The sequence below is a fragment of the Acidithiobacillus ferriphilus genome (assembly GCF_018854775.1).
GTDB lineage: Bacteria > Pseudomonadota > Gammaproteobacteria > Acidithiobacillales > Acidithiobacillaceae > Acidithiobacillus > Acidithiobacillus ferriphilus.
Map to the genome: position 1 here is coordinate 1 of NZ_JAAZTY010000131.1, position 11,950 is coordinate 11,950.

General features: G+C 57.3%; 11 protein-coding genes and 1 pseudogene. 9 read left to right on the forward strand and 3 right to left on the reverse strand.

From position 1 onward, the window contains the following. From HF921_RS09570 to HF921_RS09600, 7 genes are all read left to right on the forward strand, one after another. Nucleotides 1-427: murein hydrolase activator EnvC family protein (locus HF921_RS09570; RefSeq protein WP_215893730.1), on the forward strand; the 427-nt coding region annotated here is incomplete at its 5' end. 99 nt (nucleotides 428-526) lie between these two features. Further along, nucleotides 527-1,954 (forward strand): S41 family peptidase, encoded by a 1,428-nt coding sequence (locus HF921_RS09575; protein WP_064219089.1) that lies wholly within the window; start codon nucleotides 527-529, stop codon nucleotides 1,952-1,954. 138 nt (nucleotides 1,955-2,092) lie between these two features. After that, nucleotides 2,093-2,707, forward strand: coding sequence for a DJ-1 family glyoxalase III (locus HF921_RS09580; RefSeq protein WP_064219088.1), 615 nt, complete (start codon nucleotides 2,093-2,095; stop codon nucleotides 2,705-2,707). A gap of 15 nt (nucleotides 2,708-2,722) precedes the next feature. Next, nucleotides 2,723-3,499, forward strand: coding sequence for a peptidylprolyl isomerase (locus tag HF921_RS09585; RefSeq protein WP_064219087.1), 777 nt, complete (start codon nucleotides 2,723-2,725; stop codon nucleotides 3,497-3,499). 177 nt (nucleotides 3,500-3,676) lie between these two features. Continuing rightward, nucleotides 3,677-3,985 carry an ATP-dependent Clp protease adapter ClpS gene (gene clpS, locus HF921_RS09590; protein WP_064219086.1) on the forward strand — a complete coding sequence of 103 codons (309 nt, stop codon included), beginning with the start codon at nucleotides 3,677-3,679 and terminating at the stop codon, nucleotides 3,983-3,985. Between the two features lie 3 nt (nucleotides 3,986-3,988). Beyond that, a complete protein-coding gene (clpA, locus tag HF921_RS09595) occupies nucleotides 3,989-6,247 on the forward strand; it encodes an ATP-dependent Clp protease ATP-binding subunit ClpA (RefSeq protein WP_064219085.1) in 2,259 nt (752 codons plus the stop codon). Between the two features lie 3 nt (nucleotides 6,248-6,250). Beyond that, nucleotides 6,251-7,726 (forward strand): protein adenylyltransferase SelO, encoded by a 1,476-nt coding sequence (locus tag HF921_RS09600; protein WP_064219084.1) that lies wholly within the window; start codon nucleotides 6,251-6,253, stop codon nucleotides 7,724-7,726. A gap of 122 nt (nucleotides 7,727-7,848) precedes the next feature. Here the strand turns inward: HF921_RS09600 and HF921_RS09605 are convergent, their stop codons facing one another. The 3 genes from HF921_RS09605 to HF921_RS13685 form a co-directional block, all read right to left on the reverse strand. After that, complete coding sequence (locus tag HF921_RS09605) at nucleotides 7,849-8,457, reverse strand: uracil-DNA glycosylase family protein (protein ID WP_064219083.1); 609 nt, start codon at nucleotides 8,455-8,457, stop codon at nucleotides 7,849-7,851. Continuing rightward, nucleotides 8,457-10,655, reverse strand: coding sequence for an FAD-dependent oxidoreductase (locus HF921_RS09610; RefSeq protein ID WP_215861155.1), 2,199 nt, complete (start codon nucleotides 10,653-10,655; stop codon nucleotides 8,457-8,459). Before HF921_RS09610 ends, HF921_RS09605 begins: the two co-directional genes overlap by 1 nt. 133 nt (nucleotides 10,656-10,788) lie before the next feature. Then, nucleotides 10,789-10,932, reverse strand: coding sequence for a LysR family transcriptional regulator (locus HF921_RS13685; protein ID WP_325757507.1), 144 nt, complete (start codon nucleotides 10,930-10,932; stop codon nucleotides 10,789-10,791). A gap of 246 nt (nucleotides 10,933-11,178) precedes the next feature. Here HF921_RS13685 and HF921_RS09620 point away from each other — a divergent pair, with 246 nt between their 5' ends. Further along, a complete protein-coding gene (locus HF921_RS09620) occupies nucleotides 11,179-11,565 on the forward strand; it encodes a hypothetical protein (RefSeq protein ID WP_226824911.1) in 387 nt (128 codons plus the stop codon). 68 nt (nucleotides 11,566-11,633) lie between these two features. Continuing rightward, nucleotides 11,634-11,950, forward strand: a pseudogene (locus HF921_RS09625) (diflavin oxidoreductase); the annotation flags it as partial.

The window sequence follows — 11,950 nt, forward strand, 5'->3', positions numbered from 1 at the left end:
CCCGCCAATGTTAGCGCCCGCATTGCCGGCAACACCCATCGTCGGCCACGGCCCCTACCCGGCACCGGTAAACGGGCCTATCAGCGCCCGTTTTGGTGCCCCGCGGGTGACTGGCGGACTCAACTGGCAAGGTATTGTCTTCCAGGCCGTGGCGGGGACACCGGTTCGCGCCATTGCGCCCGGCATGGTACTTTATGCAGGGCCTTTACGGGGCTATGAACAAATCGTCATCGTGCAAATCGCACACAGTTTGTTAGCCATATACGGGCACTTGGGTGCTACCGATGTCCACGTCGGAGAACAGGTCTCTACAGGTCGTCAGGTAGGCAGCGTTGGTAATGGTGGGGAATTGGGGAACGATGGCCTCTATTTTGAGATGCGCAACGCGGGACACCCTGTTAATCCCTTGTACTACATTCACAATTGAGGGGTAACCTAGCTTTTATGAGATGCACCATATTGCCGGTCGCCTTCCTCTTGCCGCAAATAGCCACAGGTTGCAGCCATACCCTCGGAGATTTCATCCATGTCCACTCCCCGCTTCCCTAAACCGCTCCGCGGTACTTTCCTGGGCGTTGGTGTCGGGCTCGTTCTGGGCGTCAGCATCAGCCTTGCCGCCACTGTTTATGCGGCTAAGAATCGGGATACAATCCCGCTGGAACAAATCCAGACCTTCAGTCAGCTCTTCGCGATCATCAAATCCAATTACGTCGACCCCACTTCCGATAAAAAACTGATGGATGGCGCCATCAATGGCATGGTCAACGCCCTGGACCCTCATTCCGCCTATCTGTCGCCAAAAGAATTCAAAGAAATGCAAGTACTCACCAATGGCAAGTTTGGTGGGCTGGGGATCGAGGTAACGGGGGATCATGGGGTACTTAAAGTCGTTGCCCCCATCGACGGCACCCCGGCGGCGAAGGCGGGTATCAAATCAGGCGACCTCATCGTCAAAATTGACGGCAAGGTCCTACAGGGCATTGGCTTGCAAAAAAGTGTTGATATGATGCGTGGCAAACCCGGTACGCAGGTAACCCTGACCATTTTGCGCCCCCCCCAGGTTCTGCCCCTGCACTTCACCCTGACCCGCGCCATCATCAAGGTACAGAGTGTGCGCGCGGCCATGCTTGCACCCGGTTATGGCTACATCCGTATCAGTCAGTTTCAGGAAAACACCGGCAGCGCGACCCGCAAGGCCGTAGAGCATCTGGAGCAGGAGGCCAACGGGCATCTCAACGGCTTGATCCTCGACCTGCGCAATAATCCGGGTGGAGTGCTCGGGGCCGGGGTCGAGACGGCGGATACCTTTCTGAACAAGGGACTGATCGTCTATACCAAAGGCCGTACCGTCGGCAGCGACATGCGCTTCTCCGCCCATGGTCCAGACTATCTCCACGGCGCGCCCATGATTGTGCTCATCAATGGCGGCTCGGCCTCGGCAGCCGAAATTGTCACCGGCGCTCTCAAGGATGATCACCGTGCTCTGGTCATGGGTCAACACAGCTTTGGCAAGGGGTCGGTGCAGACGGTGATGCCGTTGGGCAATGGCGGTGCCCTCAAACTGACGACTGCGCTCTATTACACCCCGGCGGGCTGCTCCATCCAGAGCCAAGGTATCGTTCCCAACATTGAGGTGCAGCCAGCCAATGCACAGCAGCGCGCCCTGAATGCCGACCTCCTGAACGAATCGGAACTACACGGCGTGCTGAAAGCGCCGGATGAGTGCAGCAAGGCCACCCCCCAGTACACCATCGCCCTACCGGTCCCTGCCACTGCCCAGTCCACCAAGGAAGATGAGGTCATGGCCGCCAGCGATGTCCTAAAGCCAGATCTGGCCAAGGATTACCCTCTGCACGAAGCGCTCGCCATCCTAGAAGGCAAGGCCGTCCCGGTGCAGGGGAAGGGGCATACCGTCGATACCGTGATCCCCCTTCCAAAGGCAGTGGGACAATAATCCCGATAGAAACATTTTGCTTTGTCATGTGCTGATCACGGATAAATTTCGCACGCGCACGGTCGAACCAAGAAGGGTTGTTCGGGCTGCCCAATGCTAGGGATTGTGCGTTTATTCTTAAAATAGAGGAACAGGGCTATGGTGACCTCGGCAATGCAGGTGCTTATCCCTGTAGCGGATGGCTTCGAGGATATGGAGGTGGTGATCTCCTGCGATATTCTACGACGGGCAGGCTTAAAAGTTGTCCTCGCTGGACTCGACGCAGGATTGGTCACCGGTGGGTGCGGGTTGCGTCTGCAACCCGATGCGCTGTTAGCCGATGTGGTCAATGTTGATATCGATATAATCCTGCTCCCTGGCGGCAATAGGGGCGTGCAGCGACTGACAAAGCATCAACCGCTTATCCAGCTCCTGCGGGAAAGGCATCGGCGGGGGCAGATTATTGCCGCCATTTGTGCGGCACCTGGCATGCTGGCCACCCACCATCTGCTCGACGGGCGCCAAGTCACCGCCTATCCAGGCATCCTCGACCCGCAGAGCGCGGACTATATCTATCAAGAAAGTGCCGTAGTGGTTGACGGCCCCCTGGTTACTTCACGGGGACCTGGTACAGCTATGGATTTTGCTCTTACCCTGGTGGAGCTTCTCCTCGGTCCTGAAAAACGTCGGGAAACAGAGGCGCCACTGCAACGTAGTACTCCTGAGACTTCCCCTTTGTCCGCCACTATGGATAATAGGGCCAGCATCACTTAACCTGAAGGAAAATTTATGAAACTTCGCGCGGTCATTCTTGCTGCCACAGTCAGCGCTTTTGCAGTACCTGCTTTTGCTGCCCCTGTCGCCACCGTCAATGGTACCGCCATCGACAACAGCCAGGTGCAGGCCATCATGTCCATGAGCCCGGCGCTTGCCAAAGAGCCCAATGCCCGCGAGCAAGTGGTGCAGAATCTGGTAAACATGGAAGTACTTTCGCAGTACGCCATCCATCACAAGCTGGGCCAGTCGTCTGATGTCAAGCAACGTCTGGCCATAGCCAAGCGCCAGATCCTGGCCGATGCGGCGGTGGACCAGTATGTGAAAGATCATCCGATTCCCGAGGCCAATATTCAGAGCGCCTACCACAAGTTCGTCCAGGCCATGGGTAAAAAAGAATTCGAAGTGCGTCACATTCTGGTGAAAACCAAGGCCGAAGCCGACAAGATTGTGGCTGAACTCAAGGCTGGCCAAAAGTTCTCCGCCCTAGCGGAGAAAGACTCCATTGACAAGGCCAGCGCCGCCCACGGTGGCGAGCTGGGCTGGATTGTCCCCGGCATGGTCGTTCCGCCCTTCGCTCAGGCCATTGAGACAGCCCCTATCGACAAGCCCGTTGGTCCAGTGCAGACCCAGTTCGGCTATCATGTGATCGAGGTCCAGGCGACCCGTGCCCTGACCCCTCCGCCACTGAGCACCATGAAAACCCGTATCAAGGCGCAGTTGCAACAGCAAGAGGCCGCCAAGTTTGTCTCCGATCTGCGCAGCCAGGCGAAAATCAATATCACCAAGTAATTTCCATATCGCTTGAGTAGGAAGCGTCGGGGTTTTCCCCCGGCGTTTTTTTTTGCCGTCGGCGACCCCATCTTCAAGGGATATAAGATATGCCGATCTTACTGATGGACTATCTTGCCAGAGCGGAGGGCACGCGCCACAATGACAACGGATGTCAAATACTACGGGGTGTAGGTCATGGGTAAAACGCAGCATCGTCGCAGCACCATCCTGGAGCGCGAGCCACAGGTACAGGAGCCCCGAAGGTACCGGGTGCTGCTGGTCAATGATGATTTTACCCCCATGGACTATGTGGTTCATATTCTTAAGACGTATTTTCACAAGCCCCATGACGAGGCAGTCGCGGTGATGATAGCGGTACATCAGCAGGGCAAGGGACTCTGCGGGATTTTTCCTTATGATCTGGCGGAAACCAAGGTTGCCTTGGTCACCGCCGATGCCCGGCAACACCAGCACCCCCTGCGTTGTATCATGGAAAAGGAGTGAACCATGATTGATAAATCCCTAGAACAGTCCATCAATCAGGCCTTTCAGATCGCCCGTCGGTACGGACATGAATATGCATCCGTGGAACATCTCCTGCTTGCTCTTCTGGATAATCCTGACGGCGTTGATGTGCTCAGCGCTTGCGGTGCCGATCGCGCGCATCTGTCGGCGGAATTACAGCAGTTTCTGGAACGCAAGGTACCCGCCATAGGTCCTGCAGGAACGGTCAATACCCAACCATCTGTGGGTTTTCAGCGGGTCATTCAACGCGCCCTCTACCATGTGCAGTCGGCAGGTAAGGAGGCGGTTTCGGGGGCGAATGTCATTGTCGCCATCTTCGCCGAAAGAGAATCACACGCCGTTTATTTCCTGCATAAAGAGCATGTTACACGACTTGATGTGGTCAACTTTCTAGCACACGGCATGCGCAAGGATGAAGTCATGGATGAGGAAGAAGAGGAAGTCGAAGGCACCACGGAAAAGAAGGGAAATAGTAAAGACCCGCTTACCGTCTATGCGCGCAACCTCAACGCCATGGCGCGAGCCGGACGACTGGACCCGCTGATCGGACGCCAGGAGGAATTGATCCGGGCCCTGCAAGTGCTGGCGCGGCGCCGAAAAAACAACCCCCTCTTCGTTGGTGAACCGGGAGTCGGGAAAACCGCCATCGTCGAGGGCCTTGCACGCGCCATCGTCGCCGGCAAGGTGCCGGAGATGCTGGAAGATGCGACCATTTATGCCTTGGATTTGGGGGCATTGATCGCCGGATCCCGCTATCGGGGTGACTTTGAAGAACGCCTGAAGGGGGTACTGAAGGCACTACGCAAGAAACCCAACAGCATCCTCTTCATTGACGAGATTCATACCTTGATCGGCGCCGGGGCCGCCTCGGGCGGCGCCATGGATGCCTCCAATTTGCTGAAGCCCGCCCTCGCCTCTGGTGAACTGAAGTGTATCGGGGCGACCACCTATCAAGAGTTCCGCCAGTATTTTGAGAAGGACAGAGCGCTCACCCGCCGCTTCCAGAAAATTGACGTGCCGGAGCCCTCTCAGGAGGAGTCCGTGCAGATTTTGCGCGGACTGAAGGGGCAATTCGAGCAGCATCATGGCCTGCGTTATACCGACGCCGCCCTGCGCGCGGCGGTAGGGCTGTCTGTCAAGCATATCCATGATCGTCATCTGCCCGACAAGGCCATTGATCTCATCGACGAGGTGGGCGCCGCGCAAGCGCTTTTGCCTGCATCCCGGCGCAAGAAAAGCATCGGCGTTCACGATATTGAAGAGATGGTCGCCAGGGTGGCCCGTATTCCGGGCAAGAATGTCTCTATTAACGACCGTCAGGCGCTGAAGAACTTGGAGCGGGATTTGGGATTCGTCATCTACGGTCAGGAAAAGGCCATCCACGAACTCTCCGCAGCTATCAAAATGGCACGGGCAGGCCTGCGCCACCATGAAAAGCCGGTGGGAAATTTCCTCTTCTCCGGCCCGACCGGCGTGGGCAAGACCGAACTCAGTCGGCAGTTGGCCAGCCTGCTCGGCATTCCGCTACTGCGCTTCGACATGAGTGAATACATGGAGCGGCATACGGTGTCGCGGCTCATCGGCGCACCGCCGGGATATGTCGGGCATGATCAGGCTGGGCAACTGACGGAGGCAGTGAGCCGCAATCCACATGCGGTGCTGTTGTTGGATGAAATTGAGAAGGCACACCCGGATATCTTCAATGTGCTTTTGCAAGTGATGGATCACGGCAAGCTGACAGATGCTGGCGGTCGCACAGTGGACTTCCGCAATGTAGTGTTGATCATGACCACCAACGCGGGGGCCGAAGCGCGCGGCAAGGCCGCCATCGGTTTCATGACTACGCCCCAGGATGACAGCGGACGGGAGATGGAAACCATCCGCCGGGTCTTCGCGCCGGAGTTCCGTAATCGCCTGGATGCCGTCGTACCCTTCACACCGCTCTCTAAGGAGACGGTGCTGCATGTGGTAGACAAGTTCATCATGGAACTGGACGAGCAGCTATTGCAAAAGGGCTACAGCCTGGAGATCAGCGCCGAACTACGACAGTGGCTGGCAGACAAGGGCTACGACCCGCAGATGGGCGCACGGCCGATGACGCGGATTATTCAGGAGCACTTGAAGAAGCCGCTGGCGGAGCATATCCTCTTTGGCGACCTGCCCAAGGGCACGCGAATCACTGCGCGTCTGGAGAGTGGTGCGGTGAAGCTGGAGATACCAGAGCCGGTGCATCAGGAATGACGGATGGGTAGGGTGTTATTACATTTTGACAATACCTATGCGCGCGATCTGGAAGGTTTTTTCGCCCCCTGGCAGGCCGCCGCTGCTCCGGCGCCCCGATTGCTGCTATTGAACTACGCGCTAGCCGAAGAACTGGGGCTCGATAGCGCGGCGCTGGATAGCGATCTCGGTGCCGCCATTTTTTCGGGGAAGCAAGTGCCGGAAGGGTCGCATCCGCTCGCCCAGGCTTATGCGGGGCATCAATTCGGTCATTTCTCCCCGCAATTGGGCGATGGCCGCGCCCTCTTGCTCGGCGAGTTGATCGACCGCCATGGTCGGCGCCGGGATATGCAACTGAAAGGCTCCGGTCGCACGCCCTTTTCGCGGGGCGGCGATGGCAAGGCGGCACTGGGGCCGGTGCTGCGCGAATATGTCATCGGCGAAGCCATGCATGCGCTGGGCATACCCACCACTCGCGCGTTGGCCGCCGTCACGACGGGGGAAACCGTCCGTCGGGAAACATCGCTCCCCGGCGCCATCCTCACCCGCATCGCCGCCAGCCATATTCGCGTCGGCACCTTTCAGTTCTTTGCCGCGCGCAACGAAAGTGCCAAGGTCAAACGGTTGGCCGACTACACTATTGCTCGCCACTACCCCACCTTGAAAGGAACCGATAATCCCTATCTCAGCCTCTTTGCTGCGGTATCCGCCGCACAGGCCGCACTCATCGCACGCTGGATGCTGGTCGGTTTCATCCACGGTGTGATGAACACGGACAACATGAGCATCGCCGGCGAGACCATCGACTATGGCCCCTGCGCCTTCATGGATGCCTATGATCCGGAGACGGTTTTCAGCTCCATCGACGCGCAGGGCCGTTATGCCTATGCCCACCAGCCGTTGATCGCACAATGGAACCTCACGCGCTTCGCCGAAACGCTGATTGATCTGGTTCACCCCGACGCCGATGAGGCCGTGCGCCTGCTGACCGAGCAGATCAACGATTTTCCTACGCTCTACACCCGCCACTGGCTCGATGGCATGCGCGCCAAGATGGGCCTGGCCACGGCAGAGGACGGCGATCTCGCGCTGGCGCAAGCTCTTTTGTCCGCCATGGAAGGCCAGAATGCCGACTACACACAGGTCTTCCGCGGTTTATCAGCGGCAGTGCGCGGTGATCCGGCGCAGGTCCGCGCCCACTTTGCCAACCCGGCGCCGTTTGATCTCTGGTTAGCGCAATGGCAGGCCCGGCTGGCGCGCGAAAGCACCACCGCGGAGGCGCGCGCCGAGGCTATGGACCAGGTCAATCCGCTCTACATACCCCGCAACCACAAAGTCGAGGAAGCCCTGGCCGCCGCTACGCAGGACCAGGACCTCACCCCGTTTAAAGCGCTGCTCGCCGTGCTGGAACAACCCTTCGCGGAGCGTCCGGGGCTGGAGAGCTATACCCAGCCCGCCCCCGAGGATTTCGGGCCATTCAAAACCTTTTGCGGGACATAGCGCGCGTCGCACAAGCAGCCACAGCGAGCCATACACATGGTCATCGCTGTGGACTCATTCCAGAAAAGTCTCAGCGCCATGAAGGTGGCGCTGTAGATGGCAACGCACTCCTGAATGTCATGTTAACGGTCATGCCCAAGCACCTCGGCTACGCGCCCCTGAAGCACCGGGATGAGCTCTTCCTCGAACCACGGATTGCGCTTCAGCCACAGATTATTACGCGGGCTGGGATGCGGCAGCGGGATCAGGTTGGGCCAGTTTTTCCGCCATGCATGAACCACCTGCGTCAGTGTCCCGGTCTCGGCGGGAAGGTGATAAGCCCGGGCATACTGGCCGATGACCAGGGTGAGTTGCAAATGCTGCAAATGCGGCAGTAATTCCCCATGCCAGGCACGAGCGCACTCTGGCCGCGGCGGCAAGTCTCCGGATGTCCCGGTACCCGGGTAGCAGAATCCCATGGGCACGAGCGCCACCTGTCGGGCATCGTAGAATACCTCTCGGGAGATACCCAGCCAGGCACGAAGTCTATCGCCGCTGGCATCGTTGAAGGGAATACCTGTTTCGTGCACCTTCCTGCCCGGTGCTTGCGCAGCGATCAAAATACGGGCGCACGAATCCATCTGCAGCACCGGACGCGCACCAAACGGCAGGTGCCCGGCGCAAAGTTCGCAATGGCGAACACGGGTGAGTAGCGCAGCGAGAGGATCGCCATACGTTGTGGGATCGGGCATCAGGTTCTTACGGTAGGATTTATTCCGGCTTCCAGCGGCCGCTCGTCTCCCGTGATCAGGCGTGTACCCCGTTTGAAAGTGAGATAAGCCCAAAACCAGTTGAACATCACCGAGATTCGATTGCGCAAACCCACCAGAAGCGCCACATGAATCACACCCCATAGCCACCAGGCCGGTGCGCCGCTCATGTTTACGCCGTTGAAGCTTGCCACCGCAGCTTTCCTGCCGATGGTGGCTAGGCTACCCATATGGCGGTATGCGAATGGTGGTTGCGCAGGCTGTCCCTGCAGTTTTCTGCGAATCACTCTGGCTACGTAGGCACCACCCTGCTTCGCCGCCGGTGCCAAGCCGGGCACCGGTTTTCCTTTCCAGCCATTGGCCAGCGCCGTATCACCGATAACAAACACATTTGGTAGACCCGTTACCGAGAGGTCCGCTTGGACTTTCACCCGTCCGCTACGATCGGCCGAGGCATTGAGCCATTGTGCCGCCGGCGATGCCACGACCCCTGCCGCCCACAACACGGTGTGAGACGCCAGGCGCTTGCCGTTGATGAGTACTCCCTCTTGATCAATATGATCCACCTTGCTTTTTAGCATGACCTCGACGCCCAATCGTTCGAGTGCCCGCTTCGCTTTCTCCGATAACGTCTCGGGAAAGGTCGGCAATAGGCGCGGAGCCGACTGGACCAGAACTACTTGAGCGCTGGCCGGGTCGAAATGGTGGAACTCCTTCTCCATGCCGTGGCGCACCAGTTCGGCAATATCGCCTGCCAACTCTACCCCCGTCGGCCCGCCTCCCACAATCACGAAGGTGAGCAAACCCTGCCGCTCGGCGGGATCTTCGGCGGCCTCCGCTCGTTCGAAAGCGGAGAGAATCCGTCGTCGTATTTCCACCGCATCATCAATGGTCTTTAATCCGGGCGCATACGGTTCCCACTCGTCCCTCCCGAAATAACTGTGGGATGCGCCTGTGGCGATCACCAGATAATCGTATGGTATACGCCGCTTACCGATTAACACTCCCTGTTGGACCGTATCGATCCCGGTCACCTGACCCAGCAGCACCTGCACGTTGAGGTGATCGCAAAACAGGCCTCGCACCGTGGCGGCGATATCGGCAGGGGACAGAGACGCTGTGGCGACCTGGTATAATAGCGGCTGGAATAAGTGGTAGTTATGACGATCGATCAGGGTCACGTGCACCGCTATTTTCGCCAACTTCGCCGCGCAAGCCAGCCCGCCGAAACCAGCGCCCACGATCACCACGCGCGGCGCCCCTTCCAGTGGGAATACCTGCCCGCCACTGATCTGGGGAAGGACATCCAGAATCCATTTGTCGAGCGATAACCTGCCAGGCCCATACAAGCCAACAAGTGCGAGCGTCATCACAAAATATACGTCCGCCGGGCCATCTGAGCCGGTTATATGCATACCGACAACGGTCATGATAAGCACTAGCACCGCGGGACGGGCAACAAAGCCGAAAGCAATAAGTAGCGCACACACCAGCGTCAGCGTAGGTGTTGGTGTAAAATGAGCAAGCGATTTTCCCGGCAGTAGTTTTACCAGACGAATTGGTATCACCGCTCCCAGACTTACCACCAGCAACGCCAAGCCAAGCCATAGACGGAGGACCAATTGATAGTATGGCTTGAGATACCGCGTAACGGCGCTTGCCAGGCGGGTTAGGGCGGTGGCGAAGGGCAGCGCGGTATCCCCTAATCCGCGCGCAAGAAGATGATCCAACGACAACGGCCCCGCGCCACATATCACGAACCACCCGAATAGCACTGCCGAGTACAGGTTGATATCCAGGGCGAGATAGTTGAACTGGACCACCAGCACGAGAATAAGCATGTACAGCGCGGCCCACCGGGTTGCCAACCCCAGTGCGAGCAATACCGGAATAAGCATCTGTATCGCTGCCCCCAGATAGGTAGGGCTTAGCGGTTCCACCCAAGGCACGGGATAGGCAACATTAGACAGATAGGGCGCGACGCTCAGATCGAAAATCTTCAATATCCCCGACACAAAGAAGACCTTTGCCAACCACAGACGGATCAGGAGGCCCGCCACGGGTCCAACCGATCGCTCCGTTACCCGGTAAACAGTATCGATGATGCCCATCGGCACCAGCAACCAGCGGATGCCATCGGCTGCTCGCCGGAACCGACGGTCATTAGCGTTCGGCAACACTAATGATACCTTCCAACGGCACTACTGAGCGTATATCGGGCTTGGGTACGGGTAGTGTCAATCACGAGTTCTCCATAATCTCCAGAAGAAATCCTGTCCCACTTTGCGGATATTCTCTCTGCGGTCATTCCGACTATTCGTTTGTCCCTACGCAAGAAAGTTCAACGTGGATTTCGACCTCCAAAAGCTGGATCTGTCTGCTCACCCCAGCCTGCGACGTATGCAGGCTACCGGCAGCGTCTTTGAAGTTCTGGCGCACCACCGCGCAGACAGGCACAGAGCCTGTTGCAAGTTCAGCAGAGAGATCATCAACCTATCTAATTTATATATAGATATAATATATCAGTATTTCCCCCCTTGCACATCCGTACTTAGAATCAAAACCCTTGATGAGCCTGGCAAGTTTACCCCCGTACACAAGGGAGCGTTAATGCACCTTTGCCAGCTTTGCCACGAGATCCCAAGAGGAGAAGGGATGTATGGCTTACAAAAATATAACTATGTTTTGGACAAGGAGCACTGAATGATCATTATCAACCGTAAAAATGCCATTGAACGTGCCACCTTTCTTACCCAAACCAGTAGTTTAAACGCGGCGACGATTGCGGTTGGGGAACAACTGGCAGGGGCGGCGGAACTCTCCATGGATATGGCCATAGCCGTGCTAGGCAACAATCAGATCGCCGAAATGGCCGGATTCCTCAATGATAGCAAGACATGTAAGGAGCTTGATGTACCCTGCGACGACGTTGGATTAGACCTTGATGAGTTGCGGGAGTGGGGTTTGACGAGAAAACAATATTGCATTGCCCATGAAATCGCGCTGATCGCCCATATGGTTGATCGGGTTCGTACACACCGCAATGAATCCACAGATACACCAAGAACCCTAAGAGCCTATTCTTCTTGATCTGCCTTCCAGAAAATCGCAGCCATTCGAGTTGCGCGATAAATAATTCTAAAAACCTTGAGGATGACATGGAATCGCTTCAACGATCAGATGTTCCGCTGCCTTCCTCCAAACAGGAAGACCTGCGGCGTTTCGCCGAAAGTTTGAGCCGCGAGCAATTACTTTGGGCCAGCGGTTACCTGACAGGGGTTGGAAATACGATCAACGTTCAACGGATATCAGGAGATGCCGATGCGCGTATCACTATCTTGTTTGGTACGGAGACCGGTAACGCCAAAAGGTTGGCGGAGGCTCTGGTAACCAAGGTACGAGCCACAGGCATGCAGGCTGATCTCCAGGATATGCTGACGTATGGTCGCGCCAAGATGCGGCGGGATCGCACGCT

Coding starts and splice junctions, on each gene's coding strand:
- HF921_RS09575 (WP_064219089.1), top strand. CDS start 527: ATGTCCACTCCCCGCTTCCCTAAACCGCTCCGCGGTACTTTCCTGGGC.
- HF921_RS09580 (WP_064219088.1), top strand. CDS start 2,093: ATGGTGACCTCGGCAATGCAGGTGCTTATCCCTGTAGCGGATGGCTTC.
- HF921_RS09585 (WP_064219087.1), top strand. CDS start 2,723: ATGAAACTTCGCGCGGTCATTCTTGCTGCCACAGTCAGCGCTTTTGCA.
- clpS (WP_064219086.1), top strand. CDS start 3,677: ATGGGTAAAACGCAGCATCGTCGCAGCACCATCCTGGAGCGCGAGCCA.
- clpA (WP_064219085.1), top strand. CDS start 3,989: ATGATTGATAAATCCCTAGAACAGTCCATCAATCAGGCCTTTCAGATC.
- HF921_RS09600 (WP_064219084.1), top strand. CDS start 6,251: ATGGGTAGGGTGTTATTACATTTTGACAATACCTATGCGCGCGATCTG.
- HF921_RS09605 (WP_064219083.1), bottom strand. CDS start 8,457: ATGCCCGATCCCACAACGTATGGCGATCCTCTCGCTGCGCTACTCACC.
- HF921_RS09620 (WP_226824911.1), top strand. CDS start 11,179: ATGATCATTATCAACCGTAAAAATGCCATTGAACGTGCCACCTTTCTT.